The following is a 19,113-nucleotide window of genomic DNA, read 5'->3' as shown; positions in this document are numbered from 1 at the left end:
TCGCGATCCGCGCCAACCTAACTCCGGTTGTGTGAACCGGTCTAGTCCCCTTCCCCTAGGGGGATCTGCTGGTTCACCGCGCCAAGGGGCTTTACCGGTTCACGGTTCGCTGCCATAGTGCCGTCAGCCGCTGGGCCTGAGCCGTCAAACCCTCGAAGGAGTGGGGCACATGAGGATGAAGCCGAGCAAGCCGTTGGGCGTCGCGCTGCTCGCCACCGCGATGCTGGCCGTCGCGGGGTGCAGTGGAGGAGGCACGGGCACGGGCGGGGAGGCGAAGGCGCCCACCGACCCCAAGGACGTGTCGGGCACCATCAAGGTCCTGACCCACCGCACCGATCTCGTGCAGAGCGGCGCGATGAAGAAGTACGCCGCCGAGTTCAACAAGACGTACCCCAAGGTGAAGGTCGAGTTCGAGGGCATCACCGACTACGAGGGCGAAGTCAAGATCCGCATGAACACCGAGAACTACGGTGACGTGCTGATGATCCCCGGCGTCATCGCCAAGAACGACTACCCGAAGTTCTTCGCCCCGCTCGGCGAGACCTCCGACCTGAAGAAGACGTACCGCTTCACCGGCAAGACGGACGTCCAGGGGAAGACGTACGGCATCGCCAGCTTCGGCACGGTCAACGGATTCCTCTACAACAAGGCCGTGTGGAAGAAGGCCGGCATCACCAAGTGGCCCACAACGCCGCAGGAGTTGCTCGACGACCTCAAGGCGGTCAAGGGGAAGACGGACTCGGTGCCGTACTACACGAACTTCAAGGACGGCTGGCCGCTCAGCAGTCCCTGGTCCAACTCCATCGGCTCGGTGAGCTGTGACGTGAAGGCCAACGACAAGCTCGCCACCGACAAGAAGCCGTGGGCCGAGGGCAGCGACCTCAACGTCATCGACACGCTCCTGTACGACATCGTCCACGACAAGTACGCGGAGCAGGACCCGACCACCACCAACTGGGAGAACTCCAAGAACCTGCTGGCCAAGGGGAAGATATCGAGCATGCTGCTCGGCTCCTGGGCCGTCACGCAGATGCGGGACGCCGCGAAGAAGGCGGGCGAGAACCCGGACGACATCGGGTTCATGCCGTTCCCCGTGCGGAAGGACGGGCAGTTCTGCGCCACCCTGCTCTCCGACTACCAGCAGGCCGTGAACATCCACTCCGAGCACAAGGCCGCCGCCCGTGCCTGGATCGACTGGTTCACCGAGAAGTCCGGCTACGCGGCCAAGGAGGGGGCCGTCTCCGCGCTGCGCTCCGCGCCGATGCCGGCCACGCTGAAGTCCTACGAGGACAACGATGTCAAGTACATCGAGCGCTCGGAGGCCAAGACCGCGCAGGTCAACGCCATCGACAACGCGGCGGAGATCGGGTTCAGCAAGCCGGACTACCGGCAGAAGCTCGTCGACATCGCGCGGGGGGCGCAGAAGGGATCGGTGGAGGGGTACTTCGCGGAGCTGGACAAGCGGTGGGCCGATGCGGCGGCCACGGCGGGTGGGTGACATGGTCTCCGACGCGAAGTCCACCGAGTTCGTGACGCCGCCCGGTCCGACGTCTCGGGGCTCTGCCCCGGACCCCGCTGCTCAATCGCCGCAGGGGCTTGAAATACTCACCCGGCTCACCCCCTGGCTGTTTCTGCTGGTGCCGCTCGGGTTGTTGATTACGTTCACGTATGTGCCGGTCGGGAACATGATCTATTACAGCCTCACCGACTGGGACGGCGTCAGCCCCGATCGCGACTTCACCGGGGTCGACAACTACACCCAACTCTTCACGCGGCCAGAGCTGTTCAGGGTGTTCTTCGTCAGCTTCTACTATCTGGCCGCGTCCGCCGTGCAGATCGTGATCGCGCTCTACTTCGCGACGGTGCTCAGCTTCGACCTGCGCTTCCGCAACCTCTTCAAGGGCATCCTGTTCTTCCCGTACCTGATCAACGGCGTCGCCATCGGCTTCGTCTTCCTGTACTTCTTCCAGGACGGCGGCACCCTCGACTCGGTCCTGTCGTGGTTCGGGGTCGGCGGCGACCACGCGTGGCTCGGTGACGCGGAGTCGGCGAACACCTCGCTCGCCGGGGTGTCCGTGTGGCGGTTCACCGGACTCAACTTCGTGCTGTTCCTCGGCGCGATCCAGTCGATCCCGGGGGAGCTGTACGAAGCCGCGCAGCTCGACGGCGCGAGTCGCTGGCAGCAGTTCCGGCACATCATCGCGCCGGGCATCAAGCCGGTGCTGAGCCTCAGCGTGATCCTCGCGGTCTCCGGTTCGCTCGCCGTGTTCGAGATCCCGTACATCATGACCGGCGGCGCGACCGGGACGTCGACCTTCGTCATCCAGACGGTGAAGCTCGCCTTCCAGTTCAACAAGACGGGGCTCGCCTCGGCCTGCGCCGTGGTGCTGCTCCTGATCATTCTGCTGATCACGTGGATCCAGCGCCGCCTGGTGCCCGACGAGAAGGTGGATCTCGTATGACCGTGCTCCCCGTACCGCAGGACAGGGCCGGCACCGCCCGCGGGCGGCCGCGCGTCGGCACGGCCCTCACGTATCTCTCGCTGGTCGTCGCCGCCCTCGTGGTCCTGCTGCCGCTCGCCGTCGTGTTCCTCACGTCGTTGAAGTCGTCGGGCGAACTCACCCGGGGCGGTGGGGCGTTCAGCCTCCCGGACAACTGGCTGAACCTCTCCAACTACGTCACGGCGTTCCGCGACGGCAAGATGCTCACGGCGTTCGGGAACACGGCGTTCATCCTGCTGTTCTCGATCACCGGCACCGTCCTCATCGGCTCGATGACGGCGTACGCCATCGACCGTTTCCGGTTCCGGCTGAAGAAGACGGTCATGGCGTTGTTTCTCTTCGCCACGCTCGTGCCGGGGGTGACGACGCAGGTCGCCACCTTCCAAGTGGTCAACAGCTTCGGCCTGTTCGACTCGCGGTGGGCGCCGGTCCTGCTCTACATGGGCACGGACATCGTCTCGATCTACATCTTCCTTCAGTTCATCAGGTCCATCCCGACCTCCCTCGACGAGGCCGCGAGGATCGACGGTGCCAACACCTTCACCATCTACTGGAAGATCATCCTGCCGCTGCTCAAGCCGGCCATCGCCACCGTCGTCATCGTCAAGGGCATCACGACGTACAACGACTTCTACATCCCGTTCCTCTACCTGCCGTCCGAGGAGCACGGCACGATCTCCACGGCCCTGTTCCGCTTCAAGGGGCCGTTCGGCGCGCACTGGGAGGACATCTCCGCCGGCGCCATCCTCGTGATCCTGCCGACGCTGCTCGTCTTCCTCTTCCTCCAGCGCTACATCTACAACGGCTTCGCGGCCGGTGCCACGAAATGACCGGCAGGACCGCACGACGCGTCACGATCACCGACGTCGCGGCCCGCGCCGGGGTGTCGCGGGGCGCCGTCTCCCTCGCGTACAACAACCGGCCCGGGGTCTCCGACGCCACGCGCGGCCGCATCATGGCGGCGGTCGCCGAGCTGGGCTGGTCGCCGACCCGGGCACCGGGCAAGCTGTCCGGGACGGAGACCGGCGCCGCGGACACCGTCGGCCTCGTCATCGCTCGCCCGGCACGGCAGCTCCAACTGGAGCCGTTCTACGTGGAGTTCATCTCCGGCGCCGAATCGGTCCTTGAGGAGCACGGCTGCTCGCTCCTCCTCCACCTCGTGCGGGACACCGCCCGGGAGATCGCCGTGCACCGGCAGTGGTGGCGCTCCCGCCGGATCGCCGGATCCATCCTGGTCGACCTCCAGCACGACGACCCCCGGATCAGCGCTCTGCGGGCCATCGGACTCCCGGCCGTCGCGGTCGGCCATCCGTCCCTGACCGGCGGCTACACCTCCGTGTGGACGGACGACGAGACCGCCGTGCGCGAGGCGGTACGCCATCTCGCCGCGCTCGGGCACCGGCGGATCGCCCGGGTCGGCGGCCACCCGGCGCTCGGCCACACCATCCTGCGCACCACCGCGCTGAACCGTGCCGTCGCCGACCTCGGCCTCGAACCGGCCCGCAGCATCACCACCGACTTCTCCGGCGAGCAGGGCGCCCGCGCCACCCGCGGGCTGCTCTCCTCGGCGCGGCCGCCCACGGCGATCGTCTACGACAACGACATCATGGCGGTCGCGGGCCTCGCGGCGGCCGCCGAACTGGGCCTGAACGTCCCGGAGGACGTCAGCCTCATCGCCTGGGACGACTCCCAGCTGTGCCGGCTCACGCACCCGGACCTGTCCGCCATGAGCCACGACGTCTTCGCCTTCGGCGCCGATGTCACCCGCCGCCTCTTCGATGTCGTCCACCGCCGCAACCCTTCGTCGGAGCCGGTCGCGCCGCCCGTCCTCGTGCCCCGCGGCAGCAGCGCGCCGCCGCGGGGCACGGGTTCGGTCCCGGGGGTCAGAGCGTGAGCTCGCCCTGGTTCAGGACGCGGGGGTGGAAGTACGTCGACTGGATCTCGGCGTTGGTGTTGTTCCCGCGCAGCTGCTCGGACCACAGCATGAACCAGGCCCACTGCGGCTGGCTCGACAGCAGCGCAGCGTTCGGCATCTTGCCCATTTCCGCGATGGCCATGGGCTTGGTGCCGGCGATGCTCCGCATCTGCTGATAGTCGGCGGAACTCGGGTAATTCTTGTACCAGGCGTCGAGGGACACGACATCGACATACTGGCTGCCTGGGTAGTAACGGCTCCAGCCGCCCGCCGGATTGTCCTGCACGTTCCACACCCAGATCAGATTGTCGAGGCCCTTGGTGTTGGCCAGATAGTCGTGCGTGATCTGGTACAGGCGTGCGCTGCCGTTCGCGCCCGGCCGATTGCCCCACCAGTTCCACGACTCGTTCATTTCGTGGAGCGGACGGAAGAGGGCGGGCACTCCCGCGTCCTTCAACTGCTTGAGATACGGCACGACTTCGTCGAGCCGCTTCTTCCACGCCGTGTTCAGCGCGCTGCCGTCGGTGACGAGCTGGGAGAACTGCGCATCCGAGATGTTCGACTTCACGCCACCTTCGAAAGCGCAGCTGCTGCCTCCGGTCGGCGGGCAGACATGCCAGGTCAGGCTGACGAGCGACCCGTTCTTCCACTCCGTCTTCGCCTGGTCGATCACCCGCTGCCGGTTCGCCACGTCGGTGGCGTTGAACATCAGGTCGCCGCCCCACAAGCCGGGGTACTGGCCGGTGATGTCCTTGACCTGTTGCGTGTACTGGCCGGGGGCGGTGGCGGGCTCCTTGTTGTGCTGGCCGGAAACGATGTGATTCCCGGAAACGGACCGTAAGTAATTCAGCACGGTCTGTTTGGAACTCGGCGGGAACGCCTGCGCGGATTCGGAGGCGGGCCAGGCGAAGAGGCCGGCCGCGATGGCCGCGGACGCCGCCAGGAAGGCGACTCCGTGTTTGATTCTTTTCATGGGTGTCCCAGCTCTCGGGAATGAGCGGAATGCTTGTCGCCAAGACGGTGGCGGTAATTCCGTCGGGCGTCAATGGGTTCCGTGGATTCCCGGGAGCTGTGGACCGCATTGTTTACTGAACGTTTTGTAAACGCCGTCACGGGGACGGCGGTTCAGCGCACCGGCGCCCCGGGGCCCAGCGGAATCCCCAGCGCCCACCACGCGAGGAACAGCAGTGTCCACGCCGCCGTCATCGCGATCGCCAGCGGCAGCGTGTACGCGGCGAGCGTGCCGATGCCCGCGTCCTTGCGGTAGCGCTGGAGGAAGCCGAGGGCCATCACGAAGTACGGGCTCATCGGCGTGATCGCGGTCGACCCGGAGTCGGCGATGCGGAACAGGGCCTGCGTCGTCTCGGCCGGCACGTGCGCCAGCATCAGCATCGGTACGAGGACGGGCGCGGCCAGTGCCCACATCGCGGAGCCGCTGGTCACCATGACGTTGACGACGGTCAGCAGAAGCAGGATCAGCAGGAAGACGACGACGATCGGCATCCCGCTGTGTTCGAGCAGCTCCGCCGCCCGCACCGCGAGGACGTCACCGATGTGCGTCCAGTCGAAGTAGGCGAGGAACTGGGCGATCGCGAAGAACAGCACGAGCACCGGCGCCATCTGCTTCACGCCCGCCGCCATCAGCTTCGGTACGTCGCCGGGCTTCGCGATCGACCCCGAGCGGGCTCCGTACACGATGCCGGTGAGCGCGAACAGGACGGCCACGACCGCCGCGATGCCGTCGATGAACGGCGACTCGACGATGCTGCCGCCGGCCCCGCGCAGCGGGGAGGACGTGGGCGCGAGTGCCGCTACGACCAGCACCAGGCCGCCGCCGAGCGCGAGCAGTGCCCGCCGCAGCGCGGACCGTTCGCGGACGCTGAGGTCCAGCGTGCCCAGGTCCTCGACGTCGGCGTCGGGATCCGGGTCGAGATCGGGCCGCTTGGCCAGCACCCAGCGCGTGACCAGCGTGATGACGGTCGCGAGGAGCAGCGAACTGGCGATGTTGAAGAACCAGTTGGACAGCGGCGAGACATACGCGTCGTCGCCGCCCGCGATCTTCGCGGCGGCCGTCGTGATGCCCGCGAAGATCGCGTCGTTCGGTGTGGGCACCGGGCTCGCGTCGTAGCCGGAGGCGATCGACGTGTACGCCACGACGATGCCGAGGATCGGGGAGCGGCCCACGGCACGGAAGGCGAGCCCGCCGAGCGGCACCAGGATGATGTACGCGGCGGCCGACGCGACGTGCGCCACCGTCCCGGCGAACGCGACGGCGAACACCACCCACGACGCGGGCACCCGCGCGACCCCGACCTTCATCGCGGCGGACAGGAACCCGCTGCGCTCGGCGACGGCGACGCCCATGATGACGACCACGATCGTCGCCATCGGCGGGAACTCGGCGAAGTTCGACACCATCGTCGACACCGCCATGGCGAGCCCGTCGCCGCTGAGCAGGTTCTGCACGGCGACCGTCTTGTGGTCGGCGGGCGACACCACGGACACGTCGAGCCCGGCGAGCACGGCGCTGACGACGGCGAGCACCGCCGACAGGATCCAGAACAGCCAGAACGGGTGCGGCAGCGCGTTCCCCGCCCGCTCGACGACACCGAGGGCGCGGATGACGAGGGGCAGCCGTGCCGCCTCGGCGCCCGAGGAGGATGGGGCCTCTCTCTGTACGGTCATGATGGCGGCTCCGAACTAGTGCGGCGCGGACGGGAGTTGGTGGTTGCCGAAGAACGCCCACATCACCTTGTGGGCCTGGATCGTTTGTGTGGTGTAGCCGCCGCCGCTGTACCCGTCGGCGCCCGGCCAGGTGTGTCCGCCGTCGGTGACCGCGACGTGCGCCACCTCCGCGCCGCCCGCGCAGCCGGTCCACCGCGACGTCGTGATGTCGGGCTCGGTGACCTCGTCGGGCGTCCGGGTGCGGCAGCCGTCCCGGTCGGCCCACTCGCGCACCCAGTCCTGGATCGCGGGCAGCCCCCGGTCGGTGTCACCCGCGTACGGGATGGTGGTGTCGCCGGTGCCGTGGAAGTCGAGCACCGGCATCGGGCGCTTCGGGTCGCAGCCGCCCTCGCGGGTGCCGGGGTAGAAGGCCCCGGCGACCGGTGCCACGGCAGCGAAGCGGTCGGACATCCGGCACGCGAGCAGGCCGGTGAACCCGGCGCCGTTCGACTTGCCGGTGGCGTACACCCGCCGCTCGTTCACGCAGAGCGAGCCTTCGAGGGAGTCGAGGAGATCCCCGGTGAACGCGACGTCGTCCACACCGGCCGCCGCGTACGGTGCGCCCTGCCAGGCCTGCCGCTCCCCGTCGCCGGTGCCGACGACGCCGTTCGGGTAGGCGACGATCGCGGGCAGCGTGGACAGGCGCGAGAACGCCTCCGTTCCGGGACCGGTGTTGCCGCGCCCGTGGTAGGCAACGATCAGCGGCCAACTGCGGTCCGGCGTATACCCGTCGGGGAGGTGAAGCTGGTACGTGCGCTCCCGGCCGCCGCTGGTCATGGTGTGCAGGGTGCTGGTGCCGGGCGGTTGCGGGGCGGGGGCGTCGCAGCCGCCGGAACGGGGAGAGGCGGGGGTCGGGGTGTGGGCTTGGGCGGGGGCGAACGGTACGGCGACGAGCGCGGCGGCCAGTACGCAGGCACGCCGAAGTAGACCCTTCATTGCGGCTCCTAAATGAGGGTTGCTCAGGGGGACGGGACGGGGTTCGGGTTGCGGCTTACAGGTCGAGCCATCCTTCGACGAACGCGGACACGCGGTCGACGGCGGCGTCCACGATGCCCCGACCGTCCTCGGCGGTGACCGACGTCGGGTCGCCGAGCACCCCGTTGGCGCTCAGCTCGTCGTACGGCAGGGTCAGTGTCGGCTGCGAGAAGGTGCGGGCGAGGCGGGCCTGCGGTGTGAGTCCTTCGATGGCGAAGGACCCCGGCTTCAGACGGTCCTGGTGCACCAAGCCCGGTGCCAGATGCAGCATTTGGGCGGTCTCCGCCTCCCCGCTGTGCCCGCTGACCTCGCTCACGTCCATCTCCGCGATCACGCCGGACGCGAGTGACGTGACCGGCGTCCAGGCGAACCGCACGTCCGGGTGGGACACGAGCAGGTCCTGCGCCACCGTGGTGAGCGTCGCGTTGTTGCCGCCGTGCCCGGTGAGCACCAGGAACCGCCGCCAGCCGTGCCGCCGCAGGCTCTCCACGTACTCGCGCACGACGGCGGCGAACGTGGTCGTCGTCAGCGTCACCGTCCCCGCGAACGCCATGTGGTGCGGCGAGACGCCGACCGGGAGCGGCGGGCCGATCACCACGCGGCCGGCGAGCCGGGCTCCGACGAGGTCGGCGATCCGCTCGGCGCGGATGGTGTCCGTGGCGATCGGCATACCGGGGCCGTGCTGCTCGTAGGCGCCGGCGGGGATGATGACGACGGGGGCGCGGGTGACGGCCTCGGCCGCCTCCTCCGTGGTCAACTCGGCGAGCCGCAGCGGCTCTTCGGTGCTCACGCGAGCTCACCTCCGTCGGGGAACTCGGCGCCGAGCACGGCGTCCCGGATCGCGGTCAGGTGCTCGCGAGTGATCCGCTCGGCCGCCGCCGCGTCGCCATCGCGTACCGCCTCGACGATCTGGAGGTGCTCGGCGTGGTCGCGCTCGCGGTCGTTGTAGCGGTGCCGGATCTCGACCTGGTCGCGGGCGCGGACCTGGAGCAGCGCCTCGACGGTCTCCTTCAGGAGCGCGTTGCCGCTGGCCGTCGCGAGCGCCACGTGGAAGTGCACGGAGCGGCGCAGCGACTCCTCGGGCGGGAACAGGGCGTTGGCCGCCGCGTGCTCCAACTGCTCGACGCCTTGCGGAAGTCGGATGCGGGCCGCCTCGGCCGCCACCGCCGGTTCGACGACGAGACGTGCCTCGACGAGTTCGAGCACGGATCGCCGCGAGGTGCGCGGCCGGTGCGGATTGGCGAGCAGCCGCCGCTCCACGCCGGGCCCGACGTACGTACCCGAACCGTGCCGGAACTCCACGACCTGCATGGCCTCCAGGCGCCGCAGCGCCTCCCGCACGGTCGGCGTCGTCACCTCGAACCGCTTGGCCAGCTCGCGCGAGGAGGCCAGGGCGTCGCCGGGGGAGAGCCGTTCGGTACGGATGATCTCGACTATGTCGTCCGCGAGGCGCTCGGACAGCGAGGGTTGGTCGGCGTAACTCATAAAGTGAATAGATCACTTGGTCAGTGGGGGTGTCAACGGTCGTGCACGGCACCGATTTCTGTTCCGGGGTAGTTGGTCATGGCGTCCATGCTGGTCTCGGGGGTGCGGGCGCGGGCAGTGGTGGCCGGTGGAACTCCGGGGTCACCGGCCGGTGGACCCCGTGCCGGTCCACGACTCGGACGCCCGCCCGGATAAATGCTGTTTACAGCTACTCTCCATCCGTCGTACGACGAGGCTGGAGGCGCCATGAACGGGACGGACGGGAACCGGGGCGAGGGCCGTGCCGTGGCCGCACTCGACGGCGTGAGCATGCGCCGCTACACGACCGGCCAGGTCATCCTCGACGAGATCGACTGGACCGTACGGTCCGGCGAGCACTGGGCGCTGCTCGGGCCGAACGGCGCGGGCAAGACCAGCATCCTGCGGCTCGTCGGCGCCACGAACCACCCCACCACCGGCACCGTCGAGGTCCTCGGCCACCGGCTCGGCCGCGTCGACGTCCGCGAGCTGCGCGCCCTCATCGGCCACGTCTCCACCTCGCAGCGCGTCCCCCAGGATCTGCCAGGCCACACCGTCGTCCTCACCGGACACAGCGGCACCGTCCAGCCGCTGTGGAAGGCGTACGACGACGAGGCCCGCGAGCGCGCCCACGCGCTGCTCGCCGAACTCCAGATCAAGGAACTCGCCGACCGCCCCTACGGCGTCTGTTCCGGCGGTCAGCGGGCCCGCCTCCTCATCGCCCGCGCCCTCATGGCGGACCCGGCGCTGCTCCTGCTCGACGAGCCGTTCAACGCGCTCGACCTGCCCTCGCGCGAGGACCTCATCGACACCATGCGTCAACTCGCCGCCGGACGGCCCGAGTTGGCGACCGTCACCGTCACCCACCACCTGGAAGAACTCTCCCCGGCCATCAGCCACGCCCTCCTGCTGCGCGAGGGCCGCGTCCTCGCCAGCGGCGCCGTGGACACCGTCCTGACGCAGGACCTGATGACGTCCTGCTTCGGCCGTCCGATCGAGGTCACGCGGCACGCGGGCCGCTGGCTCGCGCGCTCCGCCGACCAGGTGTGACCGGACGCACGGGCTCCGGACCGTGTCGGTGTTGGGCCGAACGGGTTACATCGCGTAAGAATTGGGCGGTGCAGACACAAGTGCGAGCCCAAACGGGGTGGGGGAACTGAACAGCCACGACGTCACCGACGAACAGTGGGAAGGGCTCGCCCAGGTCGTGCCGCTGCGCAGCCGCAACGAGTGGCCGTCAGCCGTCGACCACCGGGCGATGCCCGAGGCGGAGACCGAACCTCGGCGCCGCTTCGTGGTCCTGCGCGTCAACGTCTTCGGCGACGCGCGCGAGGTCGCCGAGACCGTCATGTCCGGCATACCGGTGCTGCTCGACCTGACCGGCGCCGAGACCGAAGTGGCCAAGCGGGTTCTGGACTTCAGCAGCGGCGTCGTCATGGGCCTCGGCTGCGGCATGCACCGCGTCGACCGCAACGTCTTCCTCCTGGCCCCTCCCGGTACCGAGGTCCAAGGGCTTGTGCAGGGCGCGGTCTCGTGATCGCACCCCGGTCGGCCCGGGTGGACGTCCGGGCAAGCCCGAGGGGCATAGTCCCCCGATCGTAGGAAGGGCGTTCCGCGCAAACGGTTCTGCGCTTCTGACCCGCCTACGTTCGTCCCATGACCGTGCTCCGCCGGGGCTCGGCCCCGACCCCCGGCGCGTCCCCCGACCGCCCGCGTGTGACCCGGCTCAGGCTCGCCGCCTTCGCCCGCCATCGCGGCACCACCGTCCACCTCGGCCCGTTCACCGCCGTGTCGGGCCCCAGCGGCAGCGGAAAGACCAGCCTGCTGCGCGCCTTCGCGGCGCTCGCGGGACTCGGCGGCGGAGCACACCTCGCGGACGTGTTCCCCGACCCCCGCGCCTACGTTCCCGAACGCGCACGGCCCGACGCCGAACGACGGCGCGGACTCCACCTCGGCTGCACCGTCGAGGGCCCGGTCGGACCCGTACGCCTCGACCTCGCCGTCCAGGTCGAACCCGAACTCCGCGTCGTCGGCGAACGACTGACCGGGCCCGACATCACCTATCTGGAGACCGCCCTGCGCGACCCCGGCCGGCGCGACGTCCAGGCCGCCTGGCACACCGCGGGCTCCGTGCCCGTGACCCGCGGACCGCTCCCCGACGACCTGCTCGGCACCGCGATGCTCCCGCTGCGCGTCGCCGGCCGCACCGAAGGGCAGCGCAAGGTCCTCGCCGCGGCCGAACAGGTCGTCGTCGGCCTGCGCTCCACCTTCGCCTGCGACCCCGACCCCGCGCGGATGCGCACCCCGGCCCCCGCGGCGGCCGACCGGCTGCACGGCGGCTGTGACAACCTCGCCGCGGTGCTGCGCCGCACCGGAGCCGAGTGCGCCACCAGGCACGCGCTGTTCGTCGCGGCGGCCCGCGCGGGGCTCGTGGGACCGGTGACCGACGTACGCGCCGTGGCCGCGCCCAACGGGGCCGTGCGCGCCGTCGTCGACCGCGGCGGCGGGGTGACCAGCCCCGTCGAGAGGCTCGCCGACGGGGAGTTGAGGTACCTCGCGCTCGCGCTCGTCCTGCTCACCGGGCCCCGCGTGCTCGCCGTCGACGCGGCGGCGGAGGTCCCGGAGGCGTACCAGAGCCTGACCGTCCTCGCGGACGGCTTCGACCGGGGCCTCGACCGCACCCAGTGCGCCGAACTCACCGCGCTGGCCGCCCGGATGTGCGCCCGCGGGCACATCCGGCTCGTCGCCGCGGTGGGCGAGGGCTCCGAGGCGGAGCGGGGAGCGCGGGCGGAGGGTGCGGCGATGGTAGACCTGGGGCGATGAACGAGGAACGCGCAGAGGACCAGGTACATGAAGAACACCGTCCGCTCGACGTGGCGAGCCTCCAGGCGCGCCTCGCCCGGTTCGCGGTCGCCCGCGACTGGCAGCCCTTCCACACACCGAAGAACCTCGCGGCCGCGCTGAGCGTCGAGGCGTCCGAACTGGTCGAGATCTTCCAGTGGTTGACCCCCGAGCAGTCGGCCCGCGTGATGGAGGAACCGGAATCGGCCCACCGGGTCGAGGACGAGGTCGCCGACGTCCTCGCGTATCTCCTGCAACTCTGCGAGGTCCTGGGCGTCGACGCGCTGGCCGCGCTGTCGGCCAAGATCGACCGCAATGAGCGGCGGTTCCCGGCGCGGGGCGAGGGGGCCGGATAAGAGCCGGGGGAGCCGGACAGGGCGGGTGGTGGCGGGGCTCCGTTAACTGCCCACCGGATCAACGAATGTCACTCTCCGGAGTCGTTGACTTATCCACATTCGGCCGTGTGTCCACAGATTTCGGGCTTCCCCTGGCTTTTCGCCGCTCATGCCTTCACTCTGGGTAGTGGACGAAGGAGTTCGGGCGGGAGACGGACGGGGACGCGATGGATGCGGTACGGCTCATCGGGGTCGGCCGACGGGCCCTGGCGCAGAGTCAGGACCCGCGGGACATCATGAGGGAGGCATGGCAGGCACAGGCGTTGGCGCAGGCGATGGGGAGCCGCCTCGCGATGCAGGGGCCACCGGAATTGCGGGGCGAGGCGCTGGGGCTGGGTGAAGCAGGGGCGCGAGGCAGCGGCGGATCGGCGACACCGGTCGTGGGAGCCGGGGGGATACGGGCGGCGCAGCTGACCGAACTGGGCGATGTGCACCGGGCGTTGATGGACCTCGGGGCGCTCCTCGGTGACGTGGGCATCGCGCTCGTCGCGGTGGCGAGCGAGTCGTCCGAGGAGGGAGCCTACTGGCAGTGCATGGAGGCGATCGACGCGGCGGACGAATCGCGGGACAGAATCCTCGAGATACTGCGGCGGCTCCCGGAGGGCTGCCGTGCGCTGCCCCTCGCCGGCCGGGAGCCCACGCCGGAGCCGGACTCGGACTCGGCGGCGTGAGACCGGCGGGCGCGGAGCCGGCCCGGGGTGGTTCCGCGGGCGTCTGACGCGGTGGGCGTCCCGCTCAGCCGTCCTCACCGGTCGGCGGCGACGTCCTGGGCGGCTGCTGGAGGTCGGCGTCGAGCTGGGTCAGGTCGGCGTTGAGCGCGGCCATCAGCTCTTCCATCTGCTGCAACAGACCCTTGGGCGCGCCTTCCTGCTCCGGCGGGGACGTGTCGGGCACGGCCTCATCGGGCACGGCTTCCTGGGACATGGCGGCCTCCTCGGCCCTCGCCCTCCGGAGGCGGAGGGGAGTTGACGCAATCGTGACGCCCGGCAGCGACCGCCGGCGCGGGTGCCGGGCGGTCCGGCTCCGCCCGAGTCAACGATCACGACCGGGGCCGGGTCACTGCACACGCCCGCCACCACGCACCGGGTTGACGCGATTTCACCCGACCGTGGAGCCGGGGCCGAGAGGGGGCCGCTCCGCCGCGGCTCAGCTCAGCTGTGGGGCCACCTCGGAGGCGATCAGGTCCAGGTGGTCCAGGTCGTCGAGGTCGAGCATCTGGAGGTACATCCGTTGGGAGCCCACGGCTTGGTAGGCGGCGAGGCGTTCGACGACCTCGGCGGGGGAGCCGGCGAGGCCGTTGGCCTTGAGTTCGTCGACGTCGCGGCCGATGGCGTCGGCGCGGCGCTTGACCTCGGCGTCGGTGCGGCCGACGCAGGCGATGAGGGCGTTGGAGTAGGTGAGCGCGTCCTGGGCGCGGCCGTGCTCGCCGGCCGCGGCCTTCACCCGCTTGAACTGCTGCTCGGTGTCCGCGATGGAGGCGAAGGGGATGTTGAACTCGGTGGCGTACTTCGCGGCGAGGGCCGGGGTCTTCTTGGCGCCGTGGCCGCCGACGAGGATCGGGACGCGCGGCTGGGTGGGCTTGGGCAGGGCCGGGGAGTCCTTCAACTGGTAGAAGGTCCCGTCGTAGTTGAAGCGCTGCCCGACCGGCGTCTCCCACAGGCCCGTCACGATGGCGAGCTGCTCCTCCAGTCGCCCGAACTTCTCCTTCGGGAACGGGATGCCGTACGCGGAGTGCTCCTCCTCGTACCAGCCGGAGCCGAGCCCCAGTTCGACGCGGCCGCCGGACATCTGGTCGACCTGAGCGACCTGGATGGCGAGGACGCCGGGAAGGCGGAAGGTGCCCGCGGTCATCAGCGTGCCGAGGCGGATCGTGCTCGTCTCGCGGGCGAGCCCGGCGAGCGTCGTCCAGGCGTCCGTGGGCCCCGGCAGACCGTCGACGGATCCCATGTGGAGGTAGTGGTCCGAGCGGAAGAAGGCTCCGTAGTTCAAGTCCTCGGCGGCCTTGGCGACGCGGAGCAGCGTCTCGTAGGTAGCACCCTGCTGCGGTTCGGTGAATACGCGAAGATCCATACACCCATCATGCAGGTCAGGGGCGCGCGCTTCGATGATGCGGGCGCCGTCGTGCGGGCGAAAACCCATGGTGGGGAGCGTGGGCCCGGAGCCATACTCGGCCGTGTGTTTCTGACGATCTCGACCACTGGCAATGCCGCGAATCCGGCCACCGACCTGGGCTTTCTGCTGCACAAGCATCCGGCGAACGCCCAGTCGTTCAGCACGGCGCACGGCACCGCGCACGTCCTCTACCCCGAGGCCGGCGACGAGCGGTGCACGGCCGCGCTGCTCCTTGAGGTGGATCCCGTGGCGCTGGCCCGGCGGGGCAGGGGCAAGGGGCGGGGCGGCGCACCCGGCGCGGCGCTCGCGCAGTACGTGAACGACCGGCCCTACGCCGCGTCGTCGCTGCTCGCCGTCGCGTTGAGCAACGTCTTCTCCAGCGCGCTGCGCGGCGTGTGCAAGGCCCGCCCGGAGCGCGCGGAGCAGGCGCTGCCGTTGCGCGTCGAGGTGCCCGCGCTGCCCGCGCGCGGCGGCGCCGACCTCGTACGGAAGCTGTTCGAGCCGCTCGGTTGGGCGGTCGAGGCGACGGCGGTCCCGCTGGACGAGCGGTTCCCCGAGTGGGGCGACTCGCGGTACGTGCGGCTCGTCCTGGAGGGCGAGTTGCGGCTCGCGCACGCGCTGCGGCACCTGTACGTGCTGCTGCCGGTGCTCGACGACGCCAAGCACTACTGGGTCTCGGCCGACGAGGTGGACAAGCTGCTGCGCGCGGGGGACGGCTGGCTGGCCGGGCACCCGGAGCAGAAGCTGATCGTCGGCCGGTATCTGTCGCGGCGCTGGTCGCTGACCCGGCAGGCCATGGAGCGCCTGGAGCTGGTGCGGCTCGCGGACGCCGACGACACGGACGTCGACGAGATCGACAACGCCGTGGACGAGGAGAGCGACACCGAGGAGCGCCCGGTGCCGCTCGCGGTGCGGCGCAGGGAGGCGATCCTCGACGCGCTGCGCGGATCCGGGGCCGCCCGGGTGCTCGATCTGGGCTGCGGGCAGGGCCAGTTGGTGGGCGAGCTGCTCAAGGACGTGCGGTTCACCGAGATCGTGGGTGTGGACGTTTCCGTACGGGCGCTCGGCATCGCCTCCCGGCGGCTCAAGCTGGACCGGATGGGGGAGCGGCAGGCCGCGCGCGTACGCCTCGTACAGGGCTCGCTCGCGTACACCGACAAGCGGCTCAAGGGGTACGACGCCGCGGTGCTCAGCGAGGTGATCGAGCACCTCGACCTGCCGCGGCTGCCCGCGCTCGAGTACGCGGTGTTCGGTTCGGCGCGGCCCCGTACGGTCGTCGTGACCACGCCGAACGTCGAGTACAACGTCCGCTGGGAGTCCCTGCCCGCCGGGCACGTCCGGCACGGCGACCACCGGTTCGAGTGGACCCGGGCCGAGTTCCGCGAGTGGGCGGAGCGGGTCGCGGCGCGGCACGGATACGCGGTGCGGTACGTGCCGGTGGGGCCGGACGACCCGGAGGTGGGCCCGCCGACGCAGATGGCGGTGTTCACGACGGCCGGGACCACGACGAAGAGCGAGAACGAGAACGAGAACGAGAAGGGGGCGACAGCCGCATGAGCACCGCAAGCACCATAGGCACCACCGACACCGCAGGGCGCGTGCTGCCCGTCACCGATCTCTCGCTCGTCGTGCTGGTCGGCGCGTCCGGTTCCGGCAAGTCGACCTTCGCGCGTGCCCACTTCAAACCCACCGAAGTGCTCTCCAGCGACTTCTGCCGCGGACTCGTGGCCGACGACGAGAACGACCAGGGCGCCAGCCGCGACGCCTTCGACGTGCTGCACTACATCGCGGGCAAGCGGCTCGCGGCCGGGCGCCTGACCGTGGTCGACGCGACCAACGTGCAGCAGGAGTCCCGCCGCCAACTCGTCGAGCTGGCGCGGAAGTACGACGTGCTGCCCATCGCCATCGTGCTCGACGTGCCGGAGGACGTGTGCGCCGCGCGCAACGCCGGGCGCACCGACCGCGCCGACATGCCGCGCCGCGTCATCAGCCGGCACACCCGTGAACTGCGGCGCTCCCTCAAGCACCTGGAACGCGAGGGCTTCCGCAAGGTACACGTCCTGCGGGGCGCCGCGGAGGTCGAGGGTGCGGGCGTCGTGCGCGAGAAGCGGTTCAACGACCTGACGCACCTCACCGGACCGTTCGACATCATCGGCGACATCCACGGGTGCGCGAGCGAACTCGACACGCTTCTGGGCAAGTTGGGCTATGTGGACGGGGCGCACCCCGAGGGGCGGACCGCCGTCTTCGTCGGTGACCTCGTCGACCGCGGCCCGGACACGCCCGGCGTGCTGCGTCGCGTGATGGGCATGGTGAAGGCCGGTACGGCGCTGTGCGTGCCCGGCAACCACGAGAACAAGCTGGGCCGTTGGATGAAGGGGCGCAGCGTGCGGCACACGCACGGCCTCGCCGAGACGGTCGAGCAGCTGGGCGGGGAGAGCGAGGAGTTCCGCGCGGAGGTGCGCGCGTTCGTCGACGGGCTGGTCAGCCACTACGTGCTCGACGGCGGGAAACTCGTCGTGTGCCACGCCGGGCTGCCCGAGAAGTACCACGGCCGCACGTCGGGCCGGGTCCGCTCGCACGCGCTGTACGGGGACACGACCGGCGAGACCGACGAGTTCGGCCTTCCGGTGCGCTATCCGTGGGCGGAGGAGTACCGGGGCCAGGCGGCGGTGGTCTACGGCCACACCCCGGTGCCGAGTGCAACGTGGCTGAACAACACCATCTGCCTCGACACCGGCGCCGTGTTCGGCGGGAAGCTCACCGCGCTGCGCTGGCCGGAGCGCGAGCTGGTCGATGTACCGGCCGAGCGGGTCTGGTACGAACCGGCCAGGCCGCTGGCGACCGAGGCGCCGGGCGGGCACGAGGGGCGGCCGCTGGACCTCGCGGATGTGCAGGGCCGCCGGAGCGTGGAGACCCGGCACACCGGGCGTGTCACTGTGCGCGAGGAGAACGCGGCTGCGGCCCTGGAGGTCATGAGCCGGTTCGCGGTCGACCCGCGGCTCGTGCCGTATCTGCCGCCGACGATGGCGCCGACTGCCACGTCGTCGCAGGACGGGTACCTAGAACACCCGGAGGAGGCGTTCGCCCAGTACGCCGCCGACGGCGTGGAGCGGGTCGTGTGCGAGGAGAAGCACATGGGCTCGCGGGCCGTGGTGCTGGTGTGCCGGGACGCGGAGGCGGCGCGGGAGCGGTTCGGCGTCGGTGACGAGGGCGGCGGGCCGGTCACCGGTTCGGTCTACACGCGCACCGGGCGGCCGTTCTTCGACGACCTGGCTACCACCGAGGCGGTCCTCGGGCGGGTGCGGGACGCCGTCACCGCCGCCGGTCTCTGGGAGGAGCTCGACACCGACTGGGTGCTGTTCGACGCGGAGTTGATGCCGTGGTCGCTCAAGGCGTCCGGGCTGCTGCGCGCGCAGTACGCGGCGGTGGGCGCGGCGTCCGGCGCCGCGTTCCCGAGCGCGCTCGGGGCGCTGGAGGCGGCGGCCGACCGGGGCGTCGACGTGGGCGAGCTGCTGGAGCGGCAGCGCGGCCGGGCGGCCGACGCCGCGGCGTTCACGGACGCGTACCGGCGCTACTGCTGGAGCACCGACGGCCTCGACGGGGTGCGGCTCGCGCCGTTCCAGATCCTGGCCGCCCGGGGGCGCTCGCTCGCCGGGCTGCCGCACGACGAGCAGCTCGCGCTCATCGACCGGGTCGTCGGGCACGACACGACCGGACTGCTCCGGACGACGCGGCGGCTGTACGTCGACACGGGTGACGCGGCGTCCGTGCGGGCCGGGGTCGACTGGTGGCTGGAGATGACCGGGCGGGGCGGCGAGGGCATGGTCGTCAAGCCGGTCGGGGCGCTGGTGCGGGACGCGAAGGGGCGGCTCGTGCAGCCGGGGGTGAAGTGCCGTGGGCGCGAGTACCTCCGGATCGTGTACGGGCCGGAGTACACGCGGCCGGAGAATCTGGCGAAGCTGCGGCAGCGGTTTCTCGGGCACAAGCGGTCGTTGGCGATCCGGGAGTACGGGTTGGGCCTGGAGGCGTTGGATCGGCTGGCGGAGGGGGAGCCGTTGTGGCGGGTGCACGAGGCGGTGTTCGCGGTCCTGGCGCTCGAGTCGGAGCCGGTCGACCCTCGGCTCTGACGTCCTGGCCCGGTCGT

Annotated in this window: 18 protein-coding genes; 11 read left to right on the top strand and 7 right to left on the bottom strand. The window is 70.5% G+C overall.

Annotation, left to right across the window (positions count from 1 at the left end; all coding sequences use genetic code 11):
* Window positions 1–175: 175 nt before the first annotated feature.
* The 4 genes from ACNYS0_RS11560 to ACNYS0_RS11545 are packed head-to-tail and all read left to right on the top strand — an operon-like array spanning window position 176 to window position 4,395.
* The gene (locus tag ACNYS0_RS11560) at window positions 176–1,498 is read left to right on the top strand and encodes an ABC transporter substrate-binding protein (protein WP_422482594.1); all 1,323 of its coding nucleotides are present in this window, start codon (window positions 176–178) and stop codon (window positions 1,496–1,498) included.
* A 1-nt stretch (window position 1,499) separates the two neighbouring features.
* Window positions 1,500–2,462 carry a carbohydrate ABC transporter permease gene (locus ACNYS0_RS11555; protein WP_422472986.1) on the top strand — a complete coding sequence of 321 codons (963 nt, stop codon included), beginning with the start codon at window positions 1,500–1,502 and terminating at the stop codon, window positions 2,460–2,462.
* Window positions 2,459–3,331, top strand: a complete 873-nt coding sequence (locus ACNYS0_RS11550; RefSeq protein ID WP_422472984.1) for a carbohydrate ABC transporter permease — start codon at window positions 2,459–2,461, stop codon at window positions 3,329–3,331. The genes ACNYS0_RS11555 and ACNYS0_RS11550 overlap by 4 nt, the downstream gene beginning before the upstream one ends.
* On the top strand, window positions 3,328–4,395 hold the full coding sequence (locus ACNYS0_RS11545) for a LacI family DNA-binding transcriptional regulator (RefSeq protein WP_422472982.1): 1,068 nt from the start codon (window positions 3,328–3,330) through the stop codon (window positions 4,393–4,395). The genes ACNYS0_RS11550 and ACNYS0_RS11545 overlap by 4 nt, the downstream gene beginning before the upstream one ends.
* On the opposite strand, the gene ACNYS0_RS11540 is transcribed toward ACNYS0_RS11545, so the two are convergent.
* The 5 genes from ACNYS0_RS11540 to ACNYS0_RS11520 all read right to left on the bottom strand — a co-directional run bounded on the left by ACNYS0_RS11540 (window position 4,385) and on the right by ACNYS0_RS11520 (window position 9,600).
* Window positions 4,385–5,389 carry a glycosyl hydrolase gene (locus ACNYS0_RS11540; RefSeq protein WP_422472980.1) on the bottom strand — a complete coding sequence of 335 codons (1,005 nt, stop codon included), beginning with the start codon at window positions 5,387–5,389 and terminating at the stop codon, window positions 4,385–4,387. The two genes, ACNYS0_RS11545 and ACNYS0_RS11540, sit on opposite strands and share 11 nt — an antisense overlap.
* 152 nt (window positions 5,390–5,541) lie before the next feature.
* Window positions 5,542–7,101: an AbgT family transporter gene (locus ACNYS0_RS11535; RefSeq protein WP_422472978.1), complete on the bottom strand. Its 1,560-nt coding sequence runs from the start codon at window positions 7,099–7,101 to the stop codon at window positions 5,542–5,544.
* A gap of 15 nt (window positions 7,102–7,116) precedes the next feature.
* A complete protein-coding gene (locus tag ACNYS0_RS11530; RefSeq protein WP_422472976.1) occupies window positions 7,117–8,076 on the bottom strand; it encodes a CE1 family esterase in 960 nt (319 codons plus the stop codon).
* A 55-nt stretch (window positions 8,077–8,131) separates the two neighbouring features.
* Window positions 8,132–8,905, bottom strand: a complete 774-nt coding sequence (locus tag ACNYS0_RS11525) for a creatininase family protein (protein WP_422472974.1) — start codon at window positions 8,903–8,905, stop codon at window positions 8,132–8,134.
* Window positions 8,902–9,600: a FadR/GntR family transcriptional regulator gene (locus tag ACNYS0_RS11520; protein ID WP_422472972.1), complete on the bottom strand. Its 699-nt coding sequence runs from the start codon at window positions 9,598–9,600 to the stop codon at window positions 8,902–8,904. The genes ACNYS0_RS11525 and ACNYS0_RS11520 overlap by 4 nt, the downstream gene beginning before the upstream one ends.
* A 246-nt stretch (window positions 9,601–9,846) precedes the next feature.
* Between ACNYS0_RS11520 and ACNYS0_RS11515 the strand changes: the two genes are divergently transcribed.
* The 5 genes from ACNYS0_RS11515 to ACNYS0_RS11495 all read left to right on the top strand — a co-directional run bounded on the left by ACNYS0_RS11515 (window position 9,847) and on the right by ACNYS0_RS11495 (window position 13,525).
* Window positions 9,847–10,668 (top strand): ABC transporter ATP-binding protein, encoded by an 822-nt coding sequence (locus tag ACNYS0_RS11515; RefSeq protein ID WP_422472970.1) that lies wholly within the window; start codon window positions 9,847–9,849, stop codon window positions 10,666–10,668.
* Window positions 10,669–10,774: 106 nt separating this feature from the next.
* Window positions 10,775–11,155, top strand: a complete 381-nt coding sequence (locus tag ACNYS0_RS11510; RefSeq protein WP_422411687.1) for a cell division protein SepF — start codon at window positions 10,775–10,777, stop codon at window positions 11,153–11,155.
* Window positions 11,156–11,274: 119 nt separating this feature from the next.
* Window positions 11,275–12,441: an AAA family ATPase gene (locus ACNYS0_RS11505; RefSeq protein WP_422472968.1), complete on the top strand. Its 1,167-nt coding sequence runs from the start codon at window positions 11,275–11,277 to the stop codon at window positions 12,439–12,441.
* Window positions 12,438–12,815: a nucleotide pyrophosphohydrolase gene (locus ACNYS0_RS11500; RefSeq protein ID WP_422472966.1), complete on the top strand. Its 378-nt coding sequence runs from the start codon at window positions 12,438–12,440 to the stop codon at window positions 12,813–12,815. The genes ACNYS0_RS11505 and ACNYS0_RS11500 overlap by 4 nt, the downstream gene beginning before the upstream one ends.
* Before the next feature lie 206 nt (window positions 12,816–13,021).
* Window positions 13,022–13,525, top strand: a complete 504-nt coding sequence (locus ACNYS0_RS11495) for a DUF6099 family protein (RefSeq protein WP_422472964.1) — start codon at window positions 13,022–13,024, stop codon at window positions 13,523–13,525.
* Window positions 13,526–13,589: 64 nt separating this feature from the next.
* Here ACNYS0_RS11495 and ACNYS0_RS11490 read toward each other — a convergent pair whose 3' ends face one another.
* Complete coding sequence (locus ACNYS0_RS11490) at window positions 13,590–13,778, bottom strand: hypothetical protein (protein ID WP_422472962.1); 189 nt, start codon at window positions 13,776–13,778, stop codon at window positions 13,590–13,592.
* 222 nt (window positions 13,779–14,000) lie between these two features.
* Window positions 14,001–14,924: an LLM class F420-dependent oxidoreductase gene (locus tag ACNYS0_RS11485; protein ID WP_422472960.1), complete on the bottom strand. Its 924-nt coding sequence runs from the start codon at window positions 14,922–14,924 to the stop codon at window positions 14,001–14,003.
* 105 nt (window positions 14,925–15,029) lie between these two features.
* Here ACNYS0_RS11485 and ACNYS0_RS11480 point away from each other — a divergent pair, with 105 nt between their 5' ends.
* Entirely contained in the window at window positions 15,030–16,523 is a 1,494-nt protein-coding gene (locus ACNYS0_RS11480) for a 3' terminal RNA ribose 2'-O-methyltransferase Hen1 (RefSeq protein WP_422472958.1), read from the top strand.
* Entirely contained in the window at window positions 16,520–19,096 is a 2,577-nt protein-coding gene (locus tag ACNYS0_RS11475; protein WP_422472956.1) for a polynucleotide kinase-phosphatase, read from the top strand. The genes ACNYS0_RS11480 and ACNYS0_RS11475 overlap by 4 nt, the downstream gene beginning before the upstream one ends.
* Window positions 19,097–19,113: the final 17 nt, after the last annotated feature.

This window comes from Streptomyces anthophorae (assembly GCF_049310305.1).
GTDB lineage: Bacteria > Actinomycetota > Actinomycetes > Streptomycetales > Streptomycetaceae > Streptomyces.
The sequence above is the reverse complement of the archived record's forward strand: the minus strand, read 5'-3'. Positions and strand labels throughout refer to the sequence as shown.